This window comes from Halorubrum depositum (assembly GCF_007671725.1).
GTDB lineage: Archaea > Halobacteriota > Halobacteria > Halobacteriales > Haloferacaceae > Halorubrum > Halorubrum depositum.
In genome coordinates this window covers 22469-49059 of record NZ_VCNM01000002.1, presented here as the reverse complement: position 1 = coordinate 49059, position 26591 = coordinate 22469, and the positions used below count along the sequence as shown (strand labels likewise).

Here is a 26591-nt window from a genome sequence, read left to right as displayed (position 1 = left end):
CGGCTCGGCCCCCTACCCCTCGTCGTTCGCCATCCGGTGGGCCGCGTAGAAGAGCGGAACGAGCAGCGCGCCGGCGAACCCGAAGCCGAGCGCGAGCGCGCCGATGTCTCCCGCGGTGAGGGTGCGACCGCCGCCGCCGTCGCCTCCGTCACCACCGTCGCTGCCATCGTCGCCGTCACCGCCGTCTCCGCTCCCGCCGTCTCCACCGTCGCCGCCGTCTCCGCCCGCGTCCGGCTCGACGAGGTCGTCGTCGACCGACCCGATCGCGACGGCGCCCTTCATGCCGACCGCCTCGTGGGGGACACAGAGGTAGTTGAACGTGTCGCCCTCGGAGACGTCCTCGAACGTGTGCTCGAAGGTGGTCCCCGCCTCGCTGACCGTCTCGCCGCTGTCGAACGTCCCGTCCTCGGCGACGACGTTGTGCGCGCCGCCCTCGCCGGTCCACTCCCAGACGACCGTCGTCCCGGGGTCGATCAGGATCGCCGCCGGGCCGAACTTGAGCCCGTCGACCGCGCCGACGTCGACCGTGACCTCGTCCTGGCCCGTGTAGTCGTGAGTGCCGTCGTAGTTGTCCACGTCGTCGAGCCAACCGCCGTACTGGGCGGCGGCAGTCCCGGATCCGGCGGCGAGGCCGGTCGCGGCGGCGGCGCCCGCGGCGCCGACCCTGAACAGCCCGCGGCGGCTCATCGTCGCGTCGTCGGCGTCGGATGTCATACCCGTACCTCCCGGCGTGGGCGTATTTAAATTCCCGATTCCTGACTCGCGGCGTGAGAACGCTCCGGCGTCGCGCGAGACGCGTCGGAGATCGCGGTCGAAACCCGATCAGTCGTCCGCCGGTGTGGGGTCCGGCCTGACGGCGTCGAGGTCGCGGTCGCTCTCCTCGCCCTCGACGTCGAACGGGTACTCGCCGGTGACGCAGCCGAGACAGAGGTCGGCGCGGCTCTCGCCGAGCGCCTCGGCGACGGCGTCGATCGAGAGGTACGAGAGGGAGTCGGCGCCCACCTCCTCGCGGATCTCCTCGGTGGACGCGTCGGCCGCGATCAGCTCCTCGCGGGTCGCCATGTCGATCCCGAAGTAGCAGGGAGCGACGATCGCCGGCGCACCGATGCGGAGGTGGACCTCCTCGGCGCCCGCCTCGCGGACGAGATCGACCAGCTGCGTCGACGTCGTCCCGCGGACGATGGAGTCGTCGATGATGGTGACCGACTTCCCCTCCACGGTCGACTTGATCGGGTTGAGCTTCAGCCGGACCGCGCGTTCGCGCTCGTCCTGCGTCGGCATGATGAACGTGCGCCCGACGTAGCGGTTCTTCATCAGCCCCTCGGCGAACTCGATGCCGGCGTCGCCCTCCGGACGGACCTCGCCGTCGGCGGTCGTCTCGCCGGCCGCGTCGGCGTAGCCGGAGGCGAACGCCCGCCCGGAGTCGGGCACCGGCATCACCACGTCGGCCTCGACGCCCGATTCCTCCCAGAGCTTCCGGCCGAGCTTGCGGCGGACCTCGTACACGAGGTTCTCGTCGATGACGGAGTCGGGGCGCGCGAAGTAGACGTGCTCGAAGAAGCAGTGGGCGGTCGACTCTCGCTCGACGAGCTGGTACGTGTCGTACCCCGTCCCGTCGGGGTCGAGGACGACGAGTTCGCCCGGGCGCACGTCCCGGATGAGCTCCCCGTCGAGGGTGTCGATGGCGGCCGACTCGCTGGCGAGCACGTAGCCGCCGTCCACCTTCCCGAGGCACAAGGGGCGGTTCCCGAGGGGGTCGCGCACGCCGAGCACGGTGTCGTCGTGGGTGATCGCCAGCGAGTAAGAGCCGTGGATGCGGTTCATCGTGTGTTTGACGGCGCGCACCAGGTCCTCCTCGAGGAGGTTGCGCGCGAGGTCGTGGGCGATCACCTCGGTGTCGCCGTCGGAGGTGAACGCGTGGCCGGCCGCCGCGAGCTCCTCGCGCACCTCGTCCGCGTTGACGAGGTTGCCGTTGTGCGAGAGCCCGAGCGAGCCGGACTTGAAGGAGACGGAGAACGGCTGCGCGCAGCTCTTGTCGAGGCTGCCGGCGGTCGGGTACCGGACGTGGCCGATGCCGGTCCCGCCCGACAGCGACGCCAGGTCCCCCTCGTCGAACGCGTCGCCGACGAGCCCGCGCTCGACGTGGCTGTGCTGTTGGAACCCGTCGTGCGTGACGATCCCCGCGGACTCCTGCCCGCGGTGTTGGAGCGCGTACAGCGCGTAGTACAGCGGGCGCGCGGCCTCGCGGTCAGCGAGCGAGATGCCGACGACGCCGCACTTCTCTCGCGGCTCGTCAGCGGTGTGGTCCCCACCGGCGTTCATGTACGCGACGGTGGGGTGGCAGGCGATAAAAATCCTCGTGTTCGTGGTGCTATCGGGTTTTACGACGACGCATGTATACACGAACGCGGATCGAACACGGCGAAGTCGCCGACCGGCCGGCCGCGCTCACTCGCCCTCGATCAGCTCATCTAACCGCTCGAAGTACTCCTCGCGCGGCACCTGGTAAGCGGCGCGGTAGTCGACCTCGCCAGCGGCGAACCGCTCCGCGACGGCGACGGCGGCGGCCGCGCCCGCCTCGCGGTCGTCGCGGGTCTCCGAGACCGCCTCGACCTCGGGCTCCAAGAAGAGGACGACGTGCCACTCGTCGGTCGCGTACTGGCCGGAGCCGGGCCGGGCCGTGCGCGCGCCGTTCGTGAGGTAGATGGTCGGCAGACACTCCGCGGGGAGCTCGTCGCCGTCGAACACGTCGGGCCGGTAGACGAGGATGGCCCGCCCGCTCGGCTCCTCGTTCCACACCCGCCAGCCGTCCGGCAGCGCCTCGAAGCTCATGGGCGGAGTCGGGGGCGGAGGCTTGAAAGGGTCGCGCTCCGGGGCGGGGAGGTGGTCATCTCGCTCCGACAGCGCCCGACAATCGCCTCAGTCGACGACGTCGGAGCCGCCCGGCGGGAGGAACTCCTGAAGCTGGTCCGCGCTCGCCACCTTCCGGACGAACGACTGGTCGGCGAACCGCCCTTTCAGCTCGCGGTAGACCATCATCGCGGCGTCGTTCTGCGCGTACATCCCCGGCTCCAGCGTTATCGAGGTCGCCGCGCGGTCGACGATCGCCGACGGCGGCCCGCCGATGGCTCGGGTGACCGGCTCGCACTGGACGCCGACAGCGACCCGGCAGGGCACGTCTTCGAAGTAGGTGCGGTCGCCGCGGATCACGAAGCTCCCCTTCTCGATGTACTCGCCGCTCTCGGGCGTCTTCGACACCTGGTCCGGCGCGACCATGTACGCGTCGCCCGCGCCGCGGCCGTCCTTCCAGTCCGAGGAGTACGAGACCGCGAACTGCGCGGCCTCCCGCAGCGTCTGGTCGGAGAAATCGACCGGGTCCGCGGACTCGGATGGTCCGGCGGCCTTCAGCAGCGTCACCGGCCCCCCGTGCGCCTGCGTGTGGAAGAACCGATCGTGTTTGCCCATGTACTTCTTGACGAGCTCCTCGTTCTGGTCGGCGTTGCGCCCGCCGATGACGAGGTAGCCCGTCGAGGTGTGGAACCACCGGAAGCGGTCGTACCAGTCGTCGGGGCTCCGGATCGGGATCGAGGCGCGCGAGAGCCAGTCGGTCTCGTACTCCTCGTCGTCCTCGTCGGTCTCGTCGTCGCCGCCGGCGTCGCCGTCGTCGGCCGCCTGTTTCGCCTCCCACTCCGCCTTGCGCTCCTCGACCGCCTCCAGCTCGCGGCGGGTCGACTCGATCGCCTCCATCGCGCCCTCCCTCTTCCCCTCGATGCGCTTCGCCTCCTGATAGAGCCGGTCGGCGTTGACCTCGACGCCGGTGCTCGCGTCGAGCTCGACGCGGACCGAGTCGGCGTCCTCGCCGTCCTCGTCGCTTCCGGCCTCGAGCGCGACCGTCACGGTCCCCTCGCCGCCGTCGACGTCGACGACGGCCTCCGCCGCCGGGATGCCGCGCTCCGCGCCCGCGTCGAGCGTCTCGGCGATCTCGTCCCACGGGACCTCGTTCTCGCGGGCCTCTTGGACCGTCGAGAGCACCTCGTCGACGAGGTCGTAGTTCGCGTACAGCAGTTCGGCGCGCTCGCGCTCCGCCTCCGCCTGCTCCTCGAACCCCTCGATCGCCCCCTTCTGCTGTTCGATGATCCGCTCCTGTTTGGCGATCTCTCCCTCGAAGTCGGGCCGAGAGGGACTCGCGTCCGACGGGGCCTCGCCCGCGTCGGTGTCCTCGTTTTCGAGCCGGTAGAAGTACTCGTCCACGGCGGCGTTGAACGAGTCGAAGCCGACGCTCGGGAGCCCCTCGTGCTCGGAGAGCGGGAAGGGCGTGACGTCGACGACGCGGGGGTCGCGGTCCTCGTCGCCGTCCCTCTCGTCTTCCTCGTCGAGCGCCTCCTCGTAGACGCGCGGGTCGATATCGCCGGAGCGAAGCCGGTCGCCGATGCGTTCGAGCGCCTCGTGGAGCGCGCGGAGCTGGTCGTCGGTCGTTTCCTCGATCGGCGTCTCCTTCGGGACCCCGGCGCGGGTGCACACCTCCTCGGCGTAGAGCCCGCCGAGGTTGAGCTGCGTGGCGAGGGTCCGCACCACGTCGCTGTCGGACTCGCGCATGTGCCGCTCGAACCCGCCGAGGCTCACGTCGAGGGGGTTGAGCCGCGAGGCGGGGTACTCGTACTGCGCGCCGGGCGCGACGGTTCGGGACTTGAGCCGGACCGTCGACAGCGACCCGACGACCTCGCCGGTCTCGTCGAGCGCGGCGACATTTCCCTGCCCGAACAGCTCGGCGACGAGCGTCGTGTTCTCGTCCTCGCGTTCGAACTCGAAGGTGAGGATCCGGTCGAACTCGTACTGCTCGACGCCCGCGAAGTCGGCGCCGGACATCCGGTTCCGGAGCATCTTCGCGAAGTTCGGCGGGCGCCCGGGCGCGTCCGCGACGTGGTCGGCGTCCGCGACGTGGGCGCGCTTCACGTCGCCCACCTCGATCATGAGCTCGACGCGGCCGCGGTCGAAGTCGCGGAGCTTCAGCCGGAGCAGGTCGTCGTCGTAGAGGTACGCCTTGTCGACCTTCGCGCCCTCGTACCGATTGAGCTCGGTGACGAGGGCCGCGAGGTCGATGCTCGACAGCTCCCGCTTCTGGTCCATACGCGACAGAGACTCGCGGGCCGGAAAAAGGCGTGTCGTTGTGGGGACGCGCCATCGAGGAGCGGGCAAACGGGTCGTCGAGGAGCGGGCGGCCGCGCCGGCGGCCGGCTACAGCCGCTTCGACACGTACGGCCCGTCCTGGTGGTAGCCGAGCTTGTTCCGGTAGTACTCCCGCGCGCCGATGCCGGAGATGACGGCCATCTTGCGGTAGCCGGCGTCGCGGGCGAGCTCCTCAGCGCGTTCGAGCAGCTTCGTCCCGTACCCCTGATGCTGCCAGTCGCCGTCGCCGCCGATGGCGACCTCGCTGCCGTACACGTGCAGCTCGCGGATCAGGGCGGCGTCTTCCAGCTCCCGGCGGATCGCGTCGTCCTCGGTGCCGGGCGCGCCGGGCTGGTCGGGCGCGAACGAGGGGAACCGCAGGCGACAGAACCCGACGAGCAGGTCGCGGACGGGGTCCTCGAAGGAGATGAAGTGTTCCGTCCCGCCGCCCGCCTCGTAGGTCATCACGTCGAGTTCGACGTCGTCCGGGTCCGGGTCGGCGTCGTTGTGGCCCACCTCGCGGGCGCGGATGTCGCGCTGGACGATCCCCTTCTGTTCGGCCCGCTGGTCCGCGAGCTGTCGGAGGTTCGACTTCCAGACGCCGCCCTCGATGAAGTCGGCGGGGATGTCGCGCTGGACGCGCTGGAGCCGGGTGTACTTCGGGACGTGGTCCATCGCCTCGGCGACGACGTCGGCCGCCTCCTCGTTCGTCAGGGGGTCGAACTCCTCGCGGCGCCACCGATCGTACACGCGGGTCCCCTCGACGACGAGCGTCGGGTAGATCTTCAGGTAGTCCGGCCGCCAGTCGGGGTTCTCGAACAGCTGCCGGAAGTCCTCGATACACATCTCGCGGGTCATCCCCGGCTGGCCCGGCATCATGTGGAACCCCACCTTGAACGCGGCGTCGCGCAGGCGCCGGTTGGCGTTCCGGGAGGCCTCGTTGCCGTGGCCGCGGTGCATCTCGCGGTTGATCCGCTCGTAGGTGGTCTGGACGCCGACCTCGACCTTGGTGCCGCCCAGGTCGAGCATCCGGTCGATCTGCTCGGGGTCGCACCAGTCGGGCTTCGTCTCGAACGTCGTCCCGATGTTGCGGATCTCGTTGGTCTCGTTCGTGGCGATCACGTCCTCGAGGTACTCGAACTCGGTCTCCTCGGGGGCGGGTGCGAACGACTCGCCCTCGGCCGGCTCCGGCTCCTTGTCGAGGTCGTAGTCGTTCATCGCCTGCAGCGCGCGCTTGACGAACCACTCTTGGTAGTCGTGCGAGCGCGCAGTCATCGTCCCGCCCATCAGGATCAGCTCCACCTTGTCGACCGGGTGCCCGATCTTCCGGAGCTGTTCGAGCCGGAGCGTGACCTGTCCGTACGGGTCGTAGTCGTTCTGCTCGCCGCGCGCGGCGGCGGGCTCGTGGCCCGTGTACGACTGCGCCGAGGAGAACTCGGAGGCCGGCCCGCCGGGGCAGTAGAGGCACTTCCCGTGCGGGCAGAGCTTCGGCGAGGTCATGATAGCGACCGGCGAAACCCCGGACGCGGTCCGGACCGGCTTCCGCTGTACCACCTCGATCACGTCGTCGCGGGCCTCGGACGGGGCGTGGTCCAGAATCTCGGTGTTCTTCGGGACCTTCGGCGAGGAGAACTTCGAGCATGCGTCGAGCTTGGCGGACTCGAGGTCGTCGCGATCGATTTCGCCCGCGAGGATCCGGTCGACGAGGTGCTCGCAGGTGCGGACGAACGCCTCGGACTCGGCGTCGGCCCCCTCGCCTGCGTCCCCGCCGTCGTTCTCGCCGCCGGCGTCCGCGTCACTCGCCGCGTCGGTACTCATTACGCTCCGATCGACGGGTTTCGGAGTTAAGCGTGTCGCACCCGCTCGCGTCGACCGGACCGGGGCGGCGGGACGAACCTCTCATCCAAGAATATATTAGTTAGTGGTATAACTAAGTAATCAATGTCCTCGACACAGATTCAGCGGGCTCGGAGCGGCGAGATCACTCCGGCGATGGAGCGCGTGGCGGAGCGAGAGAACCGCGATCCGGAGTTCGTCCGTCGACAGGTCGCGGACGGACAGGCGGTGATTCCGAACAACCACGCGCACGACTCGCTGGATCCGATGATCATCGGCAGGGAGTTCTCGACGAAAGTCAACGCGAACATCGGGAACAGCGAGACGACGAGCGACCGGACGGCGGAGCTCGAAAAGCTCCACGCGGCGGTCCACTACGGCGCCGACACGGTCATGGACCTCTCGACGGGCGAGCGCTTAGACGAGACCCGCGAGGCGAACGTCGCGTACTCGCCGGTTCCGGTCGGCACGGTGCCGATATACGAGGCGGTGAAGCGGGCGGACGATCCGGCCGAGATCACCCACGAGCTGCTGCTCGACGTGATCGAGAAGCAGGCCGAACAGGGGGTCGACTACATGACGATCCACGCGGGGGTGTTGATGGAGCACCTGCCGCTGACCGACGGTCGCAAGACCGGGATCGTCTCCCGCGGCGGCTCGATCCTCGCCCGGTGGATCGAGGAGAACGGGATGCAGAACCCGCTGTACGCGAAGTACGAGGCGATCTGCGAGATACTCGCCGAACACGACGTGACGATTTCGCTCGGCGACGGCCTCCGGCCCGGCTGTCTCGCCGACGCGAGCGACGAGGCGCAGTTCGCCGAGCTCGACACCCTCGGCGACCTCACGCGCACCGCGTGGGACCACGGCGTGCAGGTGATGGTCGAGGGGCCCGGCCACGTCCCGATGGACGAGATCGCCGACAACGTCGAACGACAGCAAGAGGTGTGCGACGGGGCGCCGTTCTACGTGCTCGGACCCCTCGTCACGGATATCGCCCCCGGCTACGACCACGTCACGAGCGCGATCGGCGCGACCGAGGCGGCGCGTGCGGGCGCGGCGATGCTCTGCTACGTCACGCCGAAAGAGCATCTCGGCCTTCCCGACGCGGACGACGTGCGAGACGGGCTCGCGGCGTATCGGATCGCGGCCCACGCCGGCGACGTGGCGAACGACCTCCCCGGCGCGCGCGACTGGGACGACGCCCTCTCGGAGGCGCGCTACGAGTTCGACTGGCGCCGGCAGTTCGACCTGGCGCTCGATCCCGAGCGCGCTCGCTCGTACCACGATCAGACGCTCCCCGGAGACAACTACAAGGAGGCGCGGTTCTGCTCGATGTGCGGCGCGGAGTTCTGCTCGATGCGCATCGATCAGGACGCCCGAGACGCGGACGGCGAGATGGCCGCCATCGACGGAGCGACCGACCTCGACGAGTCCGTCGCCGCCGCGGTGAACGTACCGCCGGTCGGCACGCACGACACCGGCCGTGTTCCGGACGAGATCGAGATCGACGGCGTCACGTTCACGCCGGACACCGGACACGCCGACGACTGACGGACTCTCGAACGACGCCCGCGTCCCTCGACCGGATCCGCCCGTTTTAGGTCGACCGGACCGTACCACGGGAGCGTGCTACGCAAGGACCTCCTGCGCGTCTCGCGGGCCGGCGGCGGCTACCGCCCGCGCTTTACGACTCGCGAGCACCGCCCGCTCGCGGCGCGGGTGCTCGGGACGTTCGAGTCCTGCGTCGGGGAGCGCCGCGGCGCCCTCGACGACGCGCTGGCCGCGCTGGAGGCCGACGCCGGCGACGCCGGCGGCGACTTCAAGCTCGTCCGGGGACTCGCCGCGCTGGTGGAGCGCGAGTGCGAGTTTGAGACGCGGGCCGCGGTCCCCCCGCGCCGCGTCCGGCGGGCCGCGTTCGAGGCTGCGGAGGCGGTCGGCGTCGCGAGCGAGGCGGAACGGGAGACCGCGGTCGACCGCGCCGCCGACGCGTTGGGAATCGAGCCGGGCGACGTGGAGGCGTCGCTGTACGCCGACCGCGACGTCAACGAGGTCCTCGTCGACGCCGACGTGCGATGGGACCCGGACTCGCTCCTGACACAGTACGACCTCTCCTTGGCCCAGACCGCCCTCTTCGACGCGACCGAGGTTCGGATCCGGTCGAACGACCCGAAGCGGCTCGTCTCGGCGGTGAAGCGGCTCCGGCTGATGTACGAGCTGGAGAAGACCCCCGAGGGGCGCGAGCTCGTCGTCACCGGGCCGGACGCGCTGTTCTCGCGGACCCGACGCTACGGGACCGCGTTCGCGCGGCTGCTCCGGACCGTCGCCGAGTCGGCGGAGTGGTCGCTGGAGGCGACCATCGACGACCGCGGCCGCGATCGCACCATGCGCCTCTCCGACGGCGACGTGACGGTGCCGGGCGTCGAGCCGGTCGCGGAGCCCGACTTCGACAGCGGGGTCGAGGCCGACTTCGCCGGGCGGTTCCGCGGGCTCGACCTCGACTGGACGCTCGTGCGGGAGCCGGAGCCGCTCGAAACGGGGACGCGGGTGATGATCCCCGACTTCGCGTTCGACTACGACCACGCCGACTTCCGGCTGTTCTTCGAGGTGATGGGGTTTTGGACCCCTGAGTACGTCGCGAAGAAGCTCGGCCAGCTCGCCGACGTCGAGGACGTTGACCTGCTGGTCGCCGTCGACGAGAGCCTCGGTGTCGGCGAGGAGATCGCCGCGCGCGACCACCGCGTCGTGACCTACTCGGGGACCGTCCGCGTGAAGGCGATCGTCGACGTGCTCCGCGAGTACGAGTCCGAGTTCGTCGCGGACGCGGCGGCCGACCTCCCCGCGTCGCTGTCGCCGGATTCCGACGCGATCGCGCTCAACGACCTCGCGGCCGAACGGGGCGTGAGCGTCGAGGCGATCGAGGGCAAGGAGTTCCCCGACCACGAGCTGGTCGGGCGGACGCTCGTGCGGCCGGCGGTGTTGGAGGCGGCCGGCGAGGGGATCGAGGCGGGGATGGCTCTCTCGGCCGCCGAGTCGATCCTCGACGACTACGGCATCGACGACGCGAGCGCCGCCCTCTCGCGGCTCGGATTCCGCGTCGAGTGGGAGGGGCTGGACGGCGGGACGGTGCGGAAGAAGGCGGAGTAGCGGCACGGGTCGACCGGGGTCTCGACGCCGCGACGCCTACTCCACGACCGGCAGGTCCGCCCGGCTCCCCTTCGGCACCACCGAGCGCAGCTCGTCGTAGAGGTAGAGCCCGACGCCGATCGGCTCCTGCCCGCCGGCTATCTCGTGGGTCGCGATCAGGTACCCCCAGTCGCCGTCCCACTCCGGGAGGTCCTGGTCGTCGCCGGCCATGAAGGACACAGCTTGCTCGGAGCCGAGCTCGATAGCGTTCTTCGTCGCGTGACCTCCGAACCGGGTGGCCGCCCTGCTCGTCGGCTTCCAGTGCTCCTGTCGCGTCCGGAGGAGGGTCATCCCGATCGCCTCCACCTCGCTGGGGTCGGTCGCCTCGCCGTTGAAGATCCACACCTTCCCGGCGCCCTTCTCCCAGAAGCTGTACCCCTCGAAGACGCTCGGGTCCACCCCGAACCGCTCCGCCCACCAGTCGAGCACCTCCCGCCGGCTCGCCCGCCCCTCGACCTCGCGGTCGGCCGGGGTCTCGGGGAGGCGGGCGAACCGCTGCCCGTCGTTGGTGGGAGCGCCGTCGGCGGTCATGCGGCCACCTCGCCGTCGCTCGCGCTCTCGTCGCCCTCGCCGCCCACGCGCAGCTTCGCGCAGAAGAACCCGCCCGTGTCGTTGTGGTGGGGGTAGACGCGGTGCGCGCGCGTCACAGACTCGTCGTACGTCTCGTCCTCCCACTCGGTGACGCCGGGGACCGTGTCCAGCGGGAGGTCGAACTCGACGAGTTCGCAGTCTTCGTTCGCGAGGACGTGATCGAGCACCGCCTCGTTCTCCTCCGGCGCGAACGTGCAGGTGGAGTAGACGACGGTGCCGCCGGGCCGGGTCGCCTGCACGGCGCGCGCCAGGACCCCCTTCTGGATCCCGGCGACCGCGTGGACGTGGTCGAGGGTCCACTGGTCGACGACGTCCGGGTTCTTCCGACAGGTGCCCTCACAGGAGCAGGGGGCGTCGACGAGGGCGCGGTCGAACTCGTCGAACGCGAGCGGCTTCGTCGAGAAGTTGCGGGCGTCCTGGTTCGTGACGATCGCGTTCGTGATCCCGAGGCGTTCCGCGTTGTGACGGAGCGCGGAGAGCCGCCCGAGGTTGTTGTCGTTGGCGACGACGGTCCCCTCGTCGTCCATCGCGTCGGCGATCTGGGTCGTCTTGCTGCCGGGCGCCGCGCAGGCGTCCCAGACGCGTTCACCGGGCTGCGGGTCCAAGGCGAGCCCCGGCAAGACGGAGACCTCCTCCTGGCCGTGGGTCCAGCCGTGGACGTACGGCCAGTTGCCGCCGGGGTTCCCGTCGGGCAGTCGAAAGAGGCCGTCGTGCCACGCCACGGGCTCGTAGGCGACGCCCTCCTCGTCGAAGGCCTCGCGGACCCGAGCGGGCGAGGCCGCCATCTCGTTCACGCGGACGACGGAGGGAAGCGGTCGGTCGCAGGCCGCGCGGAACGCCGCCGCGTCGTCGACGAGCGGCTCGTACCGCTCTAACGGATTCATGGCCCCTCTTTCGCGCCGGCCCGTTAGTCGGTTTCGGGACGGGCGCGGCCGGCGGTCCCGCGCGCTCGCCCCCTCGCCGCCGTACCTTTAGGTCGCTGCCCGGAGTAGGCGAACCCATGGCACGCATCTCCGTCCTCGACGACGACGTCTCGCTGGAGGAGCCGACGCTGGTAGAGGGGTTCCCCGGAGTCGGTCTCGTGGGGAAGATCGCGACGGACCACATGATCGAGGCGCACGAGATGGACCACTACGCGAACGTCCACTGCGACGGGCTCCCGCGGGTGGCCGTCTACCGCGAGGACAACCGGGCGCTGACGACGCCGGTCCGGCTGTACGTCGACGCGGAGAAGGACCTCGTCGCGCTCCGCAGCGACGTGCCGGTGAACCCCGGCGCCGCGACCGAGGTCGCCGGCTGCCTGGAGAGCTGGTTCGCCGAGACGGCGACGTTCCCGGTCTTCCTCTCCGGGCTCGGGAAGGAGAAGGGGGAGGCGCCGCCGGCGATCTACGGCGTCGCGACCGGCGACGGCGGCGACGCCCTCGACCGCGCCGACGTCGAGGACCCCCCCGAGGCCGGGCTCGTCTCCGGACCGACCGGCGCGATGCTGGCGGAGTCGCTGGAGCGCGACCGCGACGCCGTCGGGCTCGTCGTCGAGTCGGACCCGCAGTTCCCCGACCCGGAGGCCGCGCGCGTCCTCATCAGGAACGGGATCGACCCGATCGCGGGGACCGAGACGCCGACCGACGGCCTCGTCGATCAGGCGTCCGAGATCCGGGAGGCGAAGCAGGCGTTCGCCGAGCGGATGCAGCAGGCGACCGAGGAGAGCTCGCAGGCCGAGCCGCTGAAGATGTTCCAGTAGGCGGCGCGCAGATACGCGTGGCCTCAGTCGTCGCCCGCGACGACCGAGCCGGCCCCCGCCTCCAGCTCGTCGAGGATCGGGCGGTACTTGAGCTGGATCTCGTCCCACTCGCGGTCGGGATCGGAGTCGGCGACGAGCCCGACCCCGGCGAAGAGGGTGGCCCGGCGGGCGGTCGCGACCGCCGAGCGGATCGCGACCGCGAACGCGCCGTTGCCGGCGGCGTCGATCCAGCCCACGGGCGCCGCGTACCAGCCGCGGTCGAACGGCTCCGTCTCGTGGATCGTCTCCAGCGCGCGGTCCGGCGGGAGCCCGCCGACCGCTGGGGTCGGGTGGAGCGCCTCGACGAGCTCGAGCACGTGGCGGTCGTCGCGCAGCTCGGCCGTGATGGGCGTGTGGAGGTGCTGGACCGTCGCGAGCCGGCGGACACGACGGTCGCCGGCGGAGACCGACGCCGCGAACGGCTCCAGCTGCTCGCGGACGGTGTCGGCGACGAGCCGATGCTCGTGGACGTTCTTCGCGTCGTCGAGCAGCTCCCGGGCGAGCCACTCGTCCTCCTCCGGGGTCTCGCCCCGGCCGGTGGTCCCCGCGAGCGCGTCGGTCTCGACGGTCCGCCCGCGCAGCGAGACCAGCCGCTCCGGGGTCGCGCCGAAGAAGGCGCTCCCGCCGCCGTCCGGCTCGAAGTAGTACCGGTGGCAGTCCGGGTACTTCCTCGCGAGCCGCTCCAGCGTCGCCGCTCGCGGGAAATCGGCCGCGAGGTCCGCCTCCAGCGCCTGCGCGAGGACGACCTTCCGCAGGTCGCCGCCGCGGATGCGGTCGACCGCGGCCTCGACGCTCTCGCGCCACGCCTCCCGGCTCGTGGTCCGACGGGTCTCGGATATGCCGGGGCGCGGCGGGTCGCTCCCGTCGGCGTCGACCGCGGAGAGGCGCTCGACCTCGTCCGCGAGCCGGTCCTCGACCGCGTCGACGGCGGCGTCCGGCCCGGCGGCGTTCACGGTGAGCCAGGTCCCGTTGTCCGCGAACGTGAGCTGGACGCGCGGGAGCACGAAGCGCGCCTCCGGGAACGGCCCCCACGGGTCGCCGCCGCAGGCCCCTTCGTGGAAGGCGAATCCACCGAACACCCGGGGGCGAGCGGCCTCGGTCCCGGCGTGGACGTCGCCGGAGTCGAACAGCTCGGCGGCGGCGCTCCGGATATCGGCGAACCGCTCCGGCCCGCTTGCGGTGAGCGTCGCGGCCGCGCCGCTCCCGAGCACGAGGGCGTCGTCGGGCGCGCTCCACGTCGTCCGCGGCGCCGAGAGGGCGTCAAACGCGGCCGCGAACGGGGGCGCGTCGACCGCGGTCGTGCGGCTGACGAGGGGCGGAGCCGACGTCGAACGCGCCCGTTCCATTGAACGACGGTCGGTACCGCGGCCCCTTTATCTTGACTATCGCGGGGGTCGGCGGGGGCGTCGATATCGGGGCGTCGATATCGGGGGCGTCCGATCGTCAGCCGTACCGCTCCTCGTTCCACGGGTTCGCGGTGTCGCTGTAGCCGCGCTTCTCCCAGTAGCCGAGCTCCTTCTCCGTGAGGAACTCGACCCCCGAGACCCACTTGGCGCCCTTGTACGCGTACTTGTGCGGGGTGACGACCCTGATCGGTCCGCCGTGGTCCGCGGGGAGGTCGTCGCCGTCGTAGCCGTACGCGAACAGGACGCCGTCGCGCGTGCACTCGTCGAGCGAGAGGTTCGTGGTGTAGCCGTCGAGCGCGTGGAAGAGGACGTGTTCGACGTCGTCGCGGACCCCGGCGCGGTCGACGATCTCGGCGAACTCGACGCCGGTGAACTCGCAGTCGAACTTGCTCCACCCGGTCACGCAGTGGAAGTCCTGTCGCTGGGTGACGGCCGGAAGCTCGCGGAACTCCGAGAGCGAGTACGCGAGGGGGTCGTCGACGGCGCCCCAGACCTCGAACGCGAACGTCTCGGGGCTCCACGAGGGCGTCCCGCTCTTCGAGAGCACCGGGAACCGGTCGGTCTCGCGCTGGCCCGGGGGGAGTCGGTCGTCGCCGTACTCGCGGTAGAGCCCGGTGAGGTCGTCGACATCGCCGTCGGTCTCGGCCGCGGCGTCCGAGGCGCCGGATCCACTCATGCGCCGGCGTAGGCGTCGCGCCCACCTATGGGTATCGCTCCGCGTCGCACTCCCGGCTCGGGGAGCGACGCCGGTGGCGGGGATGCAGCCGTCGCTCGCGGGAAACGAAGTCGTCGCCAGCGACGACGGAAGCCCGCCGATCGATCGGTGGGAACGCAGGTGCGGCGAAACGTGTCGTATATATTCTAGAAATTTCGTATAACGGATCTAGAGTTTAGATAGTTCGAACTGAAGTTTCGGATCTGCCGCTATGAGATTTCCCATAACCGTATCGTCGACGCCACATTTATATACCCATTGCCATTACTCCCGGGCAGGAAATGCCACGAGTAGAGATAACCGTGCCGGAGCATCTGGAGATGCAGATCGCCCAGATGGTCGAGCAGGGAGAGTTCCTCAACCGGGAGGAGGCGGTGGAAGAGCTCCTTTCGACGGGAATCAAGGCGTACAAGACGAGCGGACCGAGAGACGAGGACGACTCCGGCGGGTTCGAGGACGAGGGCATGATGGGCCACGAAGACGAGTACGTGTTCTGAGCCGGCGGCCGGCTCCGCGGTCGGCGTTTTCGTTCGTGTCCGACGACGCCCGACAGCCGTGCGTATTCCCCTCAACAACGCTTAAAGTGTCTACGCCCCGTATCCCGGGTATGCACAAAGACGAGCTCCTCGAACTCCACGAACAGATGGTGACGATCATGGAGCACTTCCGCTCGCACGAGACCGTCGACGGCTCGCTGTTCGACCCGTACGACGAGCTGGAGGTCGACCCCTCGCACGTCCACAAGTCGAAGAGCGAGCACAAACACGCCGTGTTCGTGCTCGGCAACGCCCTGGCGAACGCGATGAGCGAGGACGAGTTCTCCCCCGCCGGCCGCGTCGGGAAGCGCATGGAGGAGCTCGCGGACGACGCCGAGAGCAAGATCTGAGGACGGGGCGTCGCCTGCCCCTCGGACCGTCGCCCGACCCGCGGATTGATATGCGGCCGACCGCTCCTTCTCCCACATGGTCTCGGAGGCGCTGACGTCCGACGCCGCTCACCTCGCCGTCGGTGGCGCGCTCGTCGCCGTCGCGCTCGCCGTAGTTTATAAGACGGACCGGCCGAACGGGGCGTGGACCCGCGCGCTCCGCTCGCGCTTCCTGCTCGGCGTGCCGTGGGGGACCCTCGTCGCCGTCGCCGGCGTGATCGGGGTGTACCTCTTCGTCCAGAGCGGGCTGGAGAACCCCGACCGCCCGGTCGTGATCCCGTTCCGCTCGTGGTCGTACCTCTACCCCGAGGGGATTCTCTGGTCGAGCTTCGCGCACGCCGGCCGGGGACACATCACGGGAAACCTCCTGTCGACGCTCGTCGCGGGAGGAATCGCCGAGTACGCCTACGGTCACTTCCCCGGCGGTCGCGACGTCGACGAGGAGACGGGAACGCTGCGAGGGGCGGTTCCCCCACGCGAGTCGCTCCCCTCGCGCGAGTCGCTTCGCCGGATTCGGTTCGAGGGGGGTGCCGGGTTCGGCCTCGGTGCCGTCGGGCTCCCGACCCTCGCGTCGCTCTCGGCGCTCGCGTCGCGCACGGACGTCGGTACGCTCGCCGAGAACCCGTACGTCCGCGCGTTCGCGGTCGTGCCGGGGGCGATGGCGCTGTTCGGCGTCGTCGCCGCGCTGTTCGCGCTGGGACCGGTCATCGGGTTCTCCGGGGTCGTCTTCGCGCTGTGGGGGTTCGCGCTCGTCTTCCACCCCGTCGGCACGATCGTGGCGCTCACGGGCGCGACGCTGGTGAACGTCGCCTACGAGACCCTCCGGAATCCGGTCGTCACCGCCGGGGCGAGCGGCTTCTACGGGCCGCCGGGATGGGCGAACGTCGCGATCCAGGACCACGCGCTCGGACTCCTCACAGGGGTCCTCGCCGCGGCGTGGCTGGTCCGGCGGCGGCGGGAAGGAGTCGACGGCGACGTCGGCGCCGACATCCGATCTGGAGCTGAAACCGCCGTCGACGACCGCCGAACGACCGCTCTCGTCGCGTTCGGGGCGGTCCTCCTCTTCGGCGTCTCCCGTCGGCTCTGGGCGGTGTACTGGTACCTCGGGAACGAGCGGTACGAGCTGTATCGGGCGCTGGGGTTCGGACTGCTCGCGGCGCTCGCCGCGATCGTCGCGCTCGCGGTCGCGGGACGGGACGAGCCGCTGCGGCCCGACCTGGCCGTGCCGTCGCCCGAGACGGTCCGGGGGGCCGTCCGGTCCGCCACGCCGGCCGGGGTCGGCCTCCTGTTGCTCGCGTCGGCGCTGGCGGTCGTCGCCGGGCCGGGCGTGGTCCCGAACCTCGTCGCCGTCGACGACGGCGACCTGCCGGGCGATCCGATCGAGATCGACGGATACCAGGTGACGTACGCGGAGGACGTGGAGAATCAGCAGGTGAGCGTCGTCGACGTCGAGGCGTTCGGCCGGTCGACGAGCGTCAACACCTCGGGGGTGATCGTGAAGAACGCGGACCGGGAGATCTGGACGACGGCGGTCTCGCGGGGGAGCCTCGCCTTCTGGGAGTACCGCGCCGTCGACGTGGGCGGGACGGGGTGGCGCGAGACCGTCTGGGTCCAGCGGGTCGGCTGGGTGGCGTCGAACGGCGGACCGGCCTACCGGGTCGACGCGGTCCGGAACGAGACGCGCTCGACGCTGTTCACGAGCGAGCCGGTGCGGGCGGAGCCGCGGATCGACGGGCGCAACGTCACCGTCGCCGCCGTCGAGGGGGGGTTCGAGCTGCGCGTCGCCCACGAGGGCGAGACCGAACGGGCGGCGCTCCCCGCGGCGAACGAGTCGGTGGCGCTGCAGGGCGTCGCGTTCGTCCGGGAGGACGACGCCGTGTTCGCGGAGCGCGGGGAGACGCGGGTGCGGATCGCGACGCGGGAGCGGTACGAGGGGCGGCAGTGACGCGGGCGGGTGAGAGGGACCGACGGCCTCACGCCCACTCGATCCGGTACACCTCGGCGTCGACCTCGCGCGACTCGTCTTCGTGGTGGTCGAACTGCGCGTCGATCGCGAAGTCGGCGGCGAACGCGTGGGTCACCTCGCCGCCGTTGTCGGCCGCGAACGCCTCGACGAACCCCTCGCTTCCGGCGTTGTGGACCGAGTAGGAGACGGTCGCGACCCGGCTCGCCGTCGTCAGGAACCCGCGGTCGGCATTGCGGTTCCCGTCCTGCGCGCCGAACGGGGGGTTCATCACGACCGTCACGGGGTCTGGCACGGCCAACGGGAGCCGCGTCGCGTCAGCCTGGATCCAGTGAACGGGCGCGCTCGCGGCCACCCGGCGCTGGTTGGCGATCGCGGTGATCAACGGGTCGCGGTCGAGCTCGACGCCGAGGACGCGGGCGGGGCCGCGGAGGGCGGCGGCGAGCGCGAGCATCCCCGTCCCGGTGCCCAGATCGAGGACGGTCCGCCCGTCGACGTCGCCGTGGAGGTCCGCGAGGTGGACGACGTGCGCGGCCAGATCGGGCGGCGTGGGGTACTGTTCGAGCGCGACGCGCGGCTCCTCGAACCCGGCGACGACGCCGAGCTTCGTCGCGAGCGAGCGCTTCGACGCCATCCGTCAGGCCGCCGTCGCGTCGCCGCCGGTCCGGACGAGCTCGACCCCTTCCCGACGGGCGCGCTCGGCCAGCGCCGACAGCGCCGGCTCCGCGGCGGCGGGATCGGAAACCTCACCCAGACGGACCTCGATCCGACCGGCGCCGAGGAACGACGCCGCGCGGACGTACTCGCGGAGCCGGTCGGCCTCCCGCTGCGTCGAGAGCGTGTCCTCGCAGTCGAAGCAGGCGTCGACCGACAGCGTCGCCGGCTGGTAGCCGCGGGCCGAGAGCTCGGCCTTGAGGTCGCGGAGGTGTTCGGGCGCGGTGCTGTCGAGGTCGGCGGCGTCGATGACGATCGGGTCGATCTCCGCGGGTCGACAGCCGCGGAGCGTCCCCTCGATCCCGTCGGACTGCGTCGTGCTCATGGAAACCAATATGTTGTAGTTATACAAAAGTCTTTGTGAATGCCTAGTAGTAATTATTGGGTCGAGCGCCGAGAGCCGAATGTGACCCACCACGACGGTCACGTTTCGTGTTCGACGTCCGGCGGCGGCGACGTCTCTGCGGGCGGTAGCGTCCGCGCGAGATCGTCAGAAACGTGCGCGTGAAGCGCCGGAGGCCGTACTCAGGCCGGATCAGACGAGTCGCTACCGACCGACGGCGCGTGCGGATCCGGGACAAAGGTTTAAATGCGGCAATAACCAGAAACCTTATAATGGAACGTCCGAGCCGCCAGCGTCAACAGGAGCGGAACACCGAGCGAGAGTCGGACGAGACGGAGACGCTCTCCTGCCCGGAGTGCGAGTCGGAAGAGATCGTCACGGACGCCGACCAGGAGCTCGTGTGCGAGGACTGCGGGCTGGTGTTGGACGAGCGGAACATCGACCGCGGCCCGGAGTGGCGCGCGTTCAATCACTCGGAGCGGCAGTCGAAGTCGCGCGTCGGTGCCCCCATCACCGAGACGATGCACGACAAGGGGCTGACGACGACGATCGACTGGAAGGACAAGGACGCGTACGGCCGGTCGCTCTCCTCGGAGAAGCGGTCGCAGATGCACCGGCTACGGAAGTGGCAGGAGCGGATTCGGACGAAGGACGCGGGCGAGCGCAACCTCCAGTTCGCGCTCTCGGAGATCGACCGCATGGCCAGCGCGCTCGGCGTTCCGCGGTCGGTACGCGAGGTCGCCTCAGTTATCTATCGACGCGCGCTCAACGAGGACCTCATCCGCGGGCGGTCGATCGAGGGCGTCTCCACCGCCGCCCTCTACGCCGCCTGTCGGCAGGAGGGCATTCCGCGGTCGCTCGACGAGGTCGCCGACGTCTCGCGCGTGCCGCAGAAGGAGATCGGCCGGACGTACCGCTACATCTCCCAGGAGCTCGGCTTAGAGCTGAAACCCGTCGACCCCAAGCAGTTCGTTCCGCGCTTCGCCTCCTCGCTGGAGCTGAGCGAGGAGGTCCAGTCGAAGGCGACGGAGATAATCGACGTCTCCGCCGAGCAGGGACTCCTCTCCGGGAAGTCCCCGACCGGCTTCGCCGCCGCCGCGATCTACGCGGCCTCGCTTCTGTGTAACGAGAAGAAGACTCAGCGCGAGGTCGCCGACGTCGCGCAGGTGACCGAGGTCACCATCCGTAACCGCTACCAGGAGCAGATCGAAGCGATGGGGTTCCGCTAGCGGCGACGCGGGCGGAGGCGACGTTCACTCGGCGCGATCGGAAACGCGACTGCGTCGCGCGGTCTTCTCGCGAGGCGCCGCTGGTGATCGGGTTTTTAATCGATACCGAGCGTAGCGAGGGTACGATGTACTCGCAGATCCTCGTTCCGACCGACGGCAGTCCCGCGTCGGACGCCGCGATCGAACACGCGATCGACCTCGCCGGCCAGTACGGCGCCACGCTCCACGCGCTGTACGTCGTCGACGGCGCGGCGTACTCGACGCTCGAAGCGGGCGCCGAGGTCGTCGTCGACGCCCTCGAATCCGAGGGGAAGGAGGCCACGCGGCGGGTCGCGGACGCGGCCGAACGCGCCGGCGTGGACTGCGAGACGACCGTCGCGACGGGGACCGCGTACCGCTCGATCCGCGACTACGCCGACGAGCACGACGTCGACATGATCGTGATGGGGACGCACGGCCGGAAGGGGCTCGACCGGTACCTCCTCGGCAGCGTCACCGAGCGGGTCGTCCGGACCTCCGACGTGCCGGTGCTCACCGTTCGACACCCGACCGATGAGTGAGTCGCCGCCGCGACGGGGGTGACCCCCGTGCGCGACTGGCTGTCACACCGGGTCGCCGCCTCGCCGGACGACGCGGCGCTCGTGCGGGCCGAGGACGGCGAGGCGTGGACGTACACTGACCTCGACCGGCTCGTCTCGGAGACGGCCGGGCGCCTGGTCGCCCACGGGATCGAGGCGGGCGACAGGCTCGGCGTGCTCACGCCGCCGTACGTCGGGACGGTCGGGCTGGTCCACGCGGCGATGCGGATCGGCGCGACCTTCGTCCCGCTCGGGCAGGGACTCACGCCCAGGGAGCTCTCGGAGCGGATCGAACGGGCGGAGCTCTCGGCGGTCGTCTGCGCGGAGCCGACAGAGGACGACGCGCTGGCGGCCGTCGACGGCATCGACGACACGCCCGTCTTCTCCGTCGACGACCCCGCCGACGCGACCGTCACCGCCGTCCACGACGTGGAGCCGGCGACGATCGACCCTCCGGAGTGGGAGTTCGGCGATCACCTCTGTATCCTCTTCACCTCGGGCACGACGGGGGAGCCCAAGCCGGTGCCGCTCACCGCGGGCAACGTGTACAGCTCCGCCGTCGCCTCCGCGTTCCGGCTCGGGGTCGACCCCGGCGACCGCTGGCTCGTCTCCCTCTCGTTGCACCACATGGGCGGGCTCGCACCGGTCTACCGCTCCGCGCTGTACGGGACGACCCTCGTGCTCCGAGAGGGGTTCGACGCCGGCGGCACCGCCGACGACATCGACGCGTACGACGTGACCGGCGTCTCGCTCGTGCCGACGATGCTCAAGCGGATGCTCGACAGGCGCGGCACCCTCTCGGACACGCTCCGCGCGGTCCTGCTCGGCGGCGCGCCGGCGCCGGACGAGCTGCTGGAGCGCTGTCGGGACTACTCGGTCCCAGTCTATCCGACCTACGGGATGACCGAGTCGGCCTCGCAGATCGCGACGGCCACCCCCCGGCAGACGAAGGGCCGGCTCGGCACCGTCGGACGCCCCCTGTTCGGCACCGACGTGACGGTCGTCGACGAAGACGGCGCGCCGGTCGAGGCCGGCGAGACGGGCGAGATCGTCGTCGACGGCCCGACGGTGACGCCGGGGTACCTGGAACGCCCGCCGGACCCAGGTGAGGGGGCGGCCGCCGAGCTCGACCGCTCCGCGTTCGGTCCGCACGGGCTCCACACCGGCGACGTGGGACGGTTCGACGAGGACGGCTACCTCTACGTGCTCAACCGGCTCGACGACCGGATCATCACCGGCGGCGAGAACGTCGAGCCCGGCGAGGTGAGCGACGTGCTCCGGCGGTTCCCCACGGTCGAGGACGTCGCCGTCGTCGGCCTCGACGACGAGACGTGGGGCGAGCGGGTCGCCGCGCTGCTCGCGGTCGACGACGGGATCGGGGAGCAGGTGGACGAGGCGGCCCTCGCGTCGTTCGCGCGGGAGCGACTCAGCGGATTCAAGATCCCGAAAACGATCGCCCTCGTCGACGAGCTCCCGCGGACCGTCTCGGGCACCGTCGACCGGGAGGCCGCGCGGGAGGCGCTTCGGGAGGGGGGTCGGGCGCTGGACCCCGATCCCGAGACCGAGCTGGAGACGGCCGGCTTCGAGCCCTGCGATCCGGCCGAACCGCCGGACGGCGACGGCGAGAGCGAGGGCGACGCCGACGTCGACACCGCGGGGGACGCCGACTCCGGCGGCCGAGACGGCGACGACGACGACCCCGCCGACCGAAACGGGGAAGGCCGAGAGGACGAGAGTCCCGCCGCGGTCGACGACGAGGTCGTCGACGCCGAGGAGACGCGAGGCGGAGAATAAACTCACCCACGGTTTTTCGTTGTTCCACGAACGTTTTGGTCGCGGGGGGCGCGGATCGGACATGGATCTACTCGACGACAGCGTCGTGCCGGAGCACGCGCGCGACGTGAAGGCCGAGGCCCGCGAGTTCGCCGCCGAGCACATCGCGCCGAACGCCGAGGCGTACTACGACTCGGGCGACTACCCGTGGGAGGTGCTGGAGGCGGGGATGGACGCCGGGCTCGTCGCGCAAGACATCGGCGAGGAGTACGGCGGGAAGGGATTCGACCTCGCGCAGATACTCGCGATAGCGGAGGAGTTCTACCGGGCCGACGCCGGCATCGCGCTCACCCTCCAGCTCGCGAGCTTCGGCTGCGAGATGGTCGAGCAGTACGGCACCGACGGTCAGAAGGAGGAGTACCTCCGCCCGGTCGCGGAGAACGACCAGATATCGGGGCTCGCCGTCTCCGAGCCCGAGACCGGCTCCGACCTCGCCGGGATGACGACGAAGGCGGAGAAGGTCGAGGGGGGGTACGAGCTCACCGGCGAGAAGTACTGGGTCGGCAACGCGGTCGAGGCCGACTGGCTCACCGTCTACGCGAAGACCGGCGAGAGCGACGACCGCTACTCGAACTACACCCTGTTCATCGTCGAGACGGACAGCGAGGGGTACGAGGCGGAGCACATCCCGGAGAAGATGGGGATGCGCGCCTCCAAGCAGGGCCACATCGTCTTCGAGGACTGCTTCGTCCCGGAGGAGAACGTCGTCGGCAGCGAGGGCGGCGGCTTCTACGTCCTCGCGGACTTCTTCAACCACGGTCGCGTGGTCGTCGGCGGGCACGGCCTCGGGCTCGCCGCCGCCGCCATCGAGGAGGCCGAGGAGTTCGTCCACGGGCGCAACGCCTTCGGCCGCACCGTCAACGAGTTCCAGGCGGTCCAGCACACGCTCTCGGACATGCGGATCGGCTTCGAGTCGGCGCGCGCGCTCAACTGGCGCGCCTGCGAGAAGGTCGCGGACAACGAGGACGCGGGGTACTGGGCCGCGCTCGCGAAGACCAAGTCCACGGAGGTCGCCACCGACTGCGCCGAGAAGGGGATGAAGCTCCACGGCGGCCGGTCGATCCTCATCGACCGCCGGATCGCCCGCGTCTACCGCGACGTGCGCATCCCGGTGATCTACGAGGGAGCGAACGACATCCAGCGGAACCTGATCTACCGGCAGTCGCGGTAGGCCGGCCGCGGCGGGCCGCCCCTATTTTAAATCCGATCCGCGAGCGCGTCGAGGGCGTCGCCTCCGCCCGACGCGAGCGGGTCGCCGTGGCCGACGCAGGCCACCTCGAACGCCGGGGCGCGGTCGGCGAGGTCCCGGATGCTGTCCAGCACCCGATCCGTGTCGTAGCTGATGACCCACTCGGAGGGCTCCAGCGCTCCGTCGGACTCCGAGACGAGGTCGCCCAGCAGCGCGACGCTCAGCTCCTCGCTCACGTACGCGACGTGGCCCGGAGTGTGGCCGGGCGTGTGGTAGGCGGTGAACGAGCCGAGGCACTCGCCGTCCCTGACCGACTCGATCTCCAGGTCCGGCCGCGTCGCGAAGAGCCCGGCGAGCCGCTGGAACGCCCCCTTGTGGTTCCGCCACGGCGGCGACCGCTCGCCCCGGAGGATCGCCGCGTCGAACCCGCCGGCGTACACGGTCGCGTCGAGCTCCGGCGTCAGCGCGTCGAGCGTCCCGACGTGGTCGAGGTCGTAGTGGGTCAGGAGCACCCGGCCGACGTCCGAGACGTCGAAGCCGGCGTCGGCGAGCCCCTCCCGGATCGCTTCCTCGTCCCACGGCGTTCCCGCGTCGACGAGCGTGGGCACGTCGTCGTCGACGAGGTAGGCGCTGACGCCGCGCAGCTCGAACCGCCACACACCGTCCGCGAGTTCCGTGGCCATGGCGGGTGGTAGCGACCGTCGGGGTTTGACGGTGGCGACCGGCGGGTGTGGGGCCGGCGGCCGGGGGACCGCGGGGACGCGCCGCGTCCGGCGCCCGCCCCGCCGCCGACGAAAACGCCAAGACGCCGCGCCGTCACGTCGGCGTATGCGACTCGAGGACTACTGGGGGATCGGCCCGAAGACGAGCGAGCGGCTCGTCTCGGCGCTGGGGACCTCGCGGGCGATCGAAGCGATCGAGTCGGCCGACGTGCGGGCGCTCGTCGACGCCGGGCTCCACCGCGGGCGCGCCACCCGGATCCTCCGCCGGGCCAACGGCGAGGCCGGCATGGACGTCCTCGCGACGGGAGACACCCGGTCGGTGTACGACGACCTGCTCTCGCTGGCCGCCGGCCACGCGCTGACGGCCCACGCCGCCGACCGGATCCGGGTGTTGACGCCGCTTACCGACCGGGAGGCGGTCGAGGAACGGCTCGACGGCGTCGTCGCCGCCCGGGACGCGTGGGAGGGGCTCGACGAGGCCGACCGGGAGCGGGTGACCGAGGCGTTCGACGCGTACGACGACGCCGAGGGCTCCGACCTCGCCGCCGTCGAGACGGCCCTCGCGCTGCGGGAGGCGGGGCTCGACGACGGCCCGTTCGAGGCGGTCGGCGAGCTGGAGGCCGAGCGCCTCCGGGAGGCCGCCGACGCCCTCGCAGACGTGCGCGGGTCGATCGACCCGACGGCGATCGAAGACGGGGAGATCGAGATCGCTCGCGGCGCCGACGCGGAGCTGGATCGCCTGCGTGATCAACGCGACGCGGCCGAGGGGCTGGCGAACTCCGCGTTCGACGTGCTCGACGCGGTCCGGGACGGATCGCTGCGCGACTTCGAGGCGCTGGAGGCCGCGACGATCGACCACGTCGCGAGCGAGACGGGCGTCGACCCGGCGACGGTCCGATCGGTCGCGCCGGACGACGCGCTCGACGCCGCCGACTTCGTCTCGGCGACCCTCCGCGACCTCGCGGCGGAGCTGGAGGCGGAGGTCGGTGAGCGCGAGGCGGCGGTCGCCGCCGACGTCCGCGAGCGCCTCGGCGGAACGGCGACCGACGGGGAGAACGGCGAGGACGGGGCGCGGGACGGCGACGTCGCCCGCGCCGTCAGCGCCGTCTCGGACGCCGCCTTCCTGCTCTCGCTCGCGCGCTTCGCGGCCGCGTACGACCTCGTTCGCCCGACGCTCGTCGACGACGGGATCGCGGTGCGAAACGCGCGGAACCCCTTTATCGCCGGCGACGTGCAGCCGGTGTCGTACGCGGTCGGGACCCACTCGCTCGCGGGCGACGCGGGCGTCGCGAGCGTCGACGCGCCGCCGACCGGCGACCGCGTGAGCGTCCTCACGGGCGCGAACTCGGGCGGGAAGACGACCCTCTTGGAGACGGTCTGTGCGGTGGCGCTGCTCGCGTCGATGGGGCTCCCGGTGCCCGCCGAGGAGGCCCAGGTCGGTTCCTTCGACCGGATCGTCTTCCACCGCCGGCACGCCTCGTTCAACGCCGGCGTGCTGGAATCGACGCTGAAGTCGGTGGTCCCGCCGCTGGTCGAAGAGGGGCGGACGCTAATGTTAGTCGATGAGTTCGAGGCGATCACGGAGCCGGGGCGCGCGGCCGACCTGCTGAACGGGCTCGTGACCCTCACGGTCGAGCGGGGCGCGCTCGGCGTGTACGTCACGCACCTCGCGGAGGACCTGAGCCCGCTCCCGGACGCCGCCCGGATCGACGGGATCTTTGCGGAGGGGCTCACGAACGACCTGGAGCTCCGCGTCGACTACCAGCCGCGCTTCGGCACGGTCGGCAAGTCGACGCCGGAGTTCATCGTCTCGCGGCTCGTCGCGAACGCGAGCGACCGCGGCGTCCGGGCCGGCTTCGAACACCTCGCCGGCGCCGTCGGCGAGGAGGCCGTCCAGCGTACCCTGTCGGACGCCGAGTGGGCGGGAGACGATGACTGAGGGCGGGTCGGACGGTCCCGGCGGCGCGGGGGGAGCCGACCGGATCCGGTCGATCGCGGTCCACCGCGAGGACGTCGCGAGCGCGCTCGAAGCGACGCTCCGGAGCGACCGCGACGTGGTCCTCCGGGTGACGCCGCCCTTCTCGAGGCGAATGCGCGCCCGGTTGCACGCGGTCGACGCGGACGCACCCGACGGCCGCGGGGCGAGCGAGAGCGACGACGGCCCGGCTCCGATCCGCGTCGATCCGCGGGACCTCGTCGCCGACGTTCCGCCGTATCCGGAGGTCGACGAGACGGCGTCGGACCACCCCGACGCGGACATCGAGAGGCGTCGTGAACTCCACGAGGCGGCCGTCGAGTCGTGGCGCGAACGCGTCAGAGAGTCGATCGTCTCGGTAGTCGAGGTCGCGGTCGGTGACACGACCCGCGAGGTCGACGTGACCGCGCTCGGGTGACTCCGACCGTTTAAAACGCCTC

At 70.9% G+C, this 26591-nt stretch carries 24 protein-coding genes; 12 read left to right on the top strand and 12 right to left on the bottom strand.

All coding sequences use genetic code 11. The features are described 5' to 3' along the window. Window positions 1-12 precede the first annotated feature (12 nt). The 5 genes from FGM06_RS07750 to FGM06_RS07730 form a co-directional block, all read right to left on the bottom strand. Window positions 13-714, bottom strand: a complete 702-nt coding sequence (locus FGM06_RS07750) for a halocyanin domain-containing protein (protein WP_144798591.1) — start codon at window positions 712-714, stop codon at window positions 13-15. A gap of 108 nt (window positions 715-822) precedes the next feature. Then, a complete protein-coding gene (gene purF, locus FGM06_RS07745) occupies window positions 823-2322 on the bottom strand; it encodes an amidophosphoribosyltransferase (RefSeq protein WP_144798590.1) in 1500 nt (499 codons plus the stop codon). Between the two features lie 126 nt (window positions 2323-2448). Continuing rightward, on the bottom strand, window positions 2449-2832 hold the full coding sequence (locus FGM06_RS07740) for a DUF5820 family protein (protein ID WP_144798589.1): 384 nt from the start codon (window positions 2830-2832) through the stop codon (window positions 2449-2451). An 87-nt stretch (window positions 2833-2919) separates the two neighbouring features. Beyond that, on the bottom strand, window positions 2920-5127 hold the full coding sequence (rqcH, locus tag FGM06_RS07735; protein ID WP_144798588.1) for a ribosome rescue protein RqcH: 2208 nt from the start codon (window positions 5125-5127) through the stop codon (window positions 2920-2922). Between the two features lie 108 nt (window positions 5128-5235). After that, complete coding sequence (locus FGM06_RS07730) at window positions 5236-6984, bottom strand: tRNA uridine(34) 5-carboxymethylaminomethyl modification radical SAM/GNAT enzyme Elp3 (protein WP_144798587.1); 1749 nt, start codon at window positions 6982-6984, stop codon at window positions 5236-5238. Between the two features lie 123 nt (window positions 6985-7107). Here FGM06_RS07730 and thiC point away from each other — a divergent pair, with 123 nt between their 5' ends. Both thiC and FGM06_RS07720 read left to right on the top strand, forming a co-directional pair. After that, complete coding sequence (gene thiC / locus FGM06_RS07725; protein ID WP_144798586.1) at window positions 7108-8556, top strand: phosphomethylpyrimidine synthase ThiC; 1449 nt, start codon at window positions 7108-7110, stop codon at window positions 8554-8556. 75 nt (window positions 8557-8631) lie between these two features. Then, window positions 8632-10149 carry a DUF790 family protein gene (locus FGM06_RS07720; RefSeq protein WP_144798585.1) on the top strand — a complete coding sequence of 506 codons (1518 nt, stop codon included), beginning with the start codon at window positions 8632-8634 and terminating at the stop codon, window positions 10147-10149. Window positions 10150-10185: 36 nt separating this feature from the next. Here the strand turns inward: FGM06_RS07720 and FGM06_RS07715 are convergent, their stop codons facing one another. Both FGM06_RS07715 and FGM06_RS07710 read right to left on the bottom strand, forming a co-directional pair. Further along, the gene (locus FGM06_RS07715; protein ID WP_144798584.1) at window positions 10186-10719 is read right to left on the bottom strand and encodes a DUF7122 family protein; all 534 of its coding nucleotides are present in this window, start codon (window positions 10717-10719) and stop codon (window positions 10186-10188) included. Further along, a complete protein-coding gene (locus FGM06_RS07710; RefSeq protein ID WP_144798583.1) occupies window positions 10716-11663 on the bottom strand; it encodes an RsmB/NOP family class I SAM-dependent RNA methyltransferase in 948 nt (315 codons plus the stop codon). The genes FGM06_RS07715 and FGM06_RS07710 overlap by 4 nt, the downstream gene beginning before the upstream one ends. A gap of 116 nt (window positions 11664-11779) precedes the next feature. Between FGM06_RS07710 and FGM06_RS07705 the strand changes: the two genes are divergently transcribed. Then, window positions 11780-12520 (top strand): proteasome assembly chaperone family protein, encoded by a 741-nt coding sequence (locus FGM06_RS07705; RefSeq protein ID WP_144798582.1) that lies wholly within the window; start codon window positions 11780-11782, stop codon window positions 12518-12520. A gap of 23 nt (window positions 12521-12543) precedes the next feature. Here the strand turns inward: FGM06_RS07705 and FGM06_RS07700 are convergent, their stop codons facing one another. Beyond that, window positions 12544-13905 (bottom strand): isochorismate synthase, encoded by a 1362-nt coding sequence (locus tag FGM06_RS07700; RefSeq protein WP_144798581.1) that lies wholly within the window; start codon window positions 13903-13905, stop codon window positions 12544-12546. Window positions 13906-14002: 97 nt separating this feature from the next. Next, window positions 14003-14641, bottom strand: coding sequence for a sulfite oxidase-like oxidoreductase (locus FGM06_RS07695; protein ID WP_144798580.1), 639 nt, complete (start codon window positions 14639-14641; stop codon window positions 14003-14005). A gap of 320 nt (window positions 14642-14961) precedes the next feature. Between FGM06_RS07695 and FGM06_RS07690 the strand changes: the two genes are divergently transcribed. The 3 genes from FGM06_RS07690 (at window position 14962) to FGM06_RS07680 (ending at window position 17550) form a co-directional block, all read left to right on the top strand. Next, the gene (locus FGM06_RS07690) at window positions 14962-15177 is read left to right on the top strand and encodes a DUF7120 family protein (RefSeq protein WP_094522403.1); all 216 of its coding nucleotides are present in this window, start codon (window positions 14962-14964) and stop codon (window positions 15175-15177) included. Between the two features lie 110 nt (window positions 15178-15287). After that, window positions 15288-15566 carry a UPF0058 family protein gene (locus tag FGM06_RS07685; protein ID WP_144798579.1) on the top strand — a complete coding sequence of 93 codons (279 nt, stop codon included), beginning with the start codon at window positions 15288-15290 and terminating at the stop codon, window positions 15564-15566. 76 nt (window positions 15567-15642) lie between these two features. Then, window positions 15643-17550, top strand: a complete 1908-nt coding sequence (locus tag FGM06_RS07680) for a rhomboid family intramembrane serine protease (RefSeq protein WP_144798578.1) — start codon at window positions 15643-15645, stop codon at window positions 17548-17550. A gap of 28 nt (window positions 17551-17578) precedes the next feature. Here FGM06_RS07680 and FGM06_RS07675 read toward each other — a convergent pair whose 3' ends face one another. Both FGM06_RS07675 and FGM06_RS07670 read right to left on the bottom strand, forming a co-directional pair. Next, window positions 17579-18202: an METTL5 family protein gene (locus tag FGM06_RS07675; RefSeq protein ID WP_144798577.1), complete on the bottom strand. Its 624-nt coding sequence runs from the start codon at window positions 18200-18202 to the stop codon at window positions 17579-17581. Window positions 18203-18205: 3 nt separating this feature from the next. Continuing rightward, window positions 18206-18607 carry a hypothetical protein gene (locus FGM06_RS07670; protein ID WP_144798576.1) on the bottom strand — a complete coding sequence of 134 codons (402 nt, stop codon included), beginning with the start codon at window positions 18605-18607 and terminating at the stop codon, window positions 18206-18208. Window positions 18608-18897: 290 nt separating this feature from the next. Here FGM06_RS07670 and FGM06_RS07665 point away from each other — a divergent pair, with 290 nt between their 5' ends. From FGM06_RS07665 to FGM06_RS07650, 4 genes are all read left to right on the top strand, one after another. Continuing rightward, window positions 18898-19854 carry a transcription initiation factor IIB gene (locus FGM06_RS07665; RefSeq protein WP_144798575.1) on the top strand — a complete coding sequence of 319 codons (957 nt, stop codon included), beginning with the start codon at window positions 18898-18900 and terminating at the stop codon, window positions 19852-19854. Between the two features lie 125 nt (window positions 19855-19979). Further along, window positions 19980-20414, top strand: coding sequence for a universal stress protein (locus FGM06_RS07660; protein WP_144798574.1), 435 nt, complete (start codon window positions 19980-19982; stop codon window positions 20412-20414). A gap of 27 nt (window positions 20415-20441) precedes the next feature. Then, window positions 20442-22226, top strand: coding sequence for an o-succinylbenzoate--CoA ligase (menE, locus tag FGM06_RS07655; protein ID WP_144798573.1), 1785 nt, complete (start codon window positions 20442-20444; stop codon window positions 22224-22226). Between the two features lie 61 nt (window positions 22227-22287). After that, window positions 22288-23436, top strand: a complete 1149-nt coding sequence (locus FGM06_RS07650; protein ID WP_144798572.1) for an acyl-CoA dehydrogenase family protein — start codon at window positions 22288-22290, stop codon at window positions 23434-23436. Window positions 23437-23462: 26 nt separating this feature from the next. Here the strand turns inward: FGM06_RS07650 and FGM06_RS07645 are convergent, their stop codons facing one another. Further along, the gene (locus FGM06_RS07645; protein ID WP_144798571.1) at window positions 23463-24137 is read right to left on the bottom strand and encodes an MBL fold metallo-hydrolase; all 675 of its coding nucleotides are present in this window, start codon (window positions 24135-24137) and stop codon (window positions 23463-23465) included. Between the two features lie 145 nt (window positions 24138-24282). Here FGM06_RS07645 and FGM06_RS07640 point away from each other — a divergent pair, with 145 nt between their 5' ends. Both FGM06_RS07640 and FGM06_RS07635 read left to right on the top strand, forming a co-directional pair. Continuing rightward, window positions 24283-26115, top strand: a complete 1833-nt coding sequence (locus tag FGM06_RS07640) for a MutS-related protein (RefSeq protein WP_144798570.1) — start codon at window positions 24283-24285, stop codon at window positions 26113-26115. After that, window positions 26108-26569 carry a hypothetical protein gene (locus FGM06_RS07635; RefSeq protein WP_144798569.1) on the top strand — a complete coding sequence of 154 codons (462 nt, stop codon included), beginning with the start codon at window positions 26108-26110 and terminating at the stop codon, window positions 26567-26569. The genes FGM06_RS07640 and FGM06_RS07635 overlap by 8 nt, the downstream gene beginning before the upstream one ends. Window positions 26570-26591: the final 22 nt, after the last annotated feature.

Excerpts from the sequence above, each read along its gene's own strand:
- FGM06_RS07685 (WP_144798579.1), top strand. The coding sequence starts at position 15,288 with ATGCACAAAGACGAGCTCCTCGAACTCCACGAACAGATGGTGACGATC.
- FGM06_RS07715 (WP_144798584.1), bottom strand. The coding sequence starts at position 10,719 with ATGACCGCCGACGGCGCTCCCACCAACGACGGGCAGCGGTTCGCCCGC.
- FGM06_RS07700 (WP_144798581.1), bottom strand. The coding sequence starts at position 13,905 with ATGGAACGGGCGCGTTCGACGTCGGCTCCGCCCCTCGTCAGCCGCACG.
- FGM06_RS07690 (WP_094522403.1), top strand. The coding sequence starts at position 14,962 with ATGCCACGAGTAGAGATAACCGTGCCGGAGCATCTGGAGATGCAGATC.
- rqcH (WP_144798588.1), bottom strand. The coding sequence starts at position 5,127 with ATGGACCAGAAGCGGGAGCTGTCGAGCATCGACCTCGCGGCCCTCGTC.
- FGM06_RS07750 (WP_144798591.1), bottom strand. The coding sequence starts at position 714 with ATGACATCCGACGCCGACGACGCGACGATGAGCCGCCGCGGGCTGTTC.
- FGM06_RS07710 (WP_144798583.1), bottom strand. The coding sequence starts at position 11,663 with ATGAATCCGTTAGAGCGGTACGAGCCGCTCGTCGACGACGCGGCGGCG.
- FGM06_RS07695 (WP_144798580.1), bottom strand. The coding sequence starts at position 14,641 with ATGAGTGGATCCGGCGCCTCGGACGCCGCGGCCGAGACCGACGGCGAT.
- thiC (WP_144798586.1), top strand. The coding sequence starts at position 7,108 with ATGTCCTCGACACAGATTCAGCGGGCTCGGAGCGGCGAGATCACTCCG.
- FGM06_RS07670 (WP_144798576.1), bottom strand. The coding sequence starts at position 18,607 with ATGAGCACGACGCAGTCCGACGGGATCGAGGGGACGCTCCGCGGCTGT.
- FGM06_RS07680 (WP_144798578.1), top strand. The coding sequence starts at position 15,643 with ATGGTCTCGGAGGCGCTGACGTCCGACGCCGCTCACCTCGCCGTCGGT.
- FGM06_RS07650 (WP_144798572.1), top strand. The coding sequence starts at position 22,288 with ATGGATCTACTCGACGACAGCGTCGTGCCGGAGCACGCGCGCGACGTG.
- FGM06_RS07635 (WP_144798569.1), top strand. The coding sequence starts at position 26,108 with ATGACTGAGGGCGGGTCGGACGGTCCCGGCGGCGCGGGGGGAGCCGAC.
- FGM06_RS07645 (WP_144798571.1), bottom strand. The coding sequence starts at position 24,137 with ATGGCCACGGAACTCGCGGACGGTGTGTGGCGGTTCGAGCTGCGCGGC.
- FGM06_RS07675 (WP_144798577.1), bottom strand. The coding sequence starts at position 18,202 with ATGGCGTCGAAGCGCTCGCTCGCGACGAAGCTCGGCGTCGTCGCCGGG.
- FGM06_RS07665 (WP_144798575.1), top strand. The coding sequence starts at position 18,898 with ATGGAACGTCCGAGCCGCCAGCGTCAACAGGAGCGGAACACCGAGCGA.
- FGM06_RS07730 (WP_144798587.1), bottom strand. The coding sequence starts at position 6,984 with ATGAGTACCGACGCGGCGAGTGACGCGGACGCCGGCGGCGAGAACGAC.
- FGM06_RS07740 (WP_144798589.1), bottom strand. The coding sequence starts at position 2,832 with ATGAGCTTCGAGGCGCTGCCGGACGGCTGGCGGGTGTGGAACGAGGAG.
- FGM06_RS07660 (WP_144798574.1), top strand. The coding sequence starts at position 19,980 with ATGTACTCGCAGATCCTCGTTCCGACCGACGGCAGTCCCGCGTCGGAC.
- FGM06_RS07640 (WP_144798570.1), top strand. The coding sequence starts at position 24,283 with ATGCGACTCGAGGACTACTGGGGGATCGGCCCGAAGACGAGCGAGCGG.
- FGM06_RS07705 (WP_144798582.1), top strand. The coding sequence starts at position 11,780 with ATGGCACGCATCTCCGTCCTCGACGACGACGTCTCGCTGGAGGAGCCG.
- purF (WP_144798590.1), bottom strand. The coding sequence starts at position 2,322 with ATGAACGCCGGTGGGGACCACACCGCTGACGAGCCGCGAGAGAAGTGC.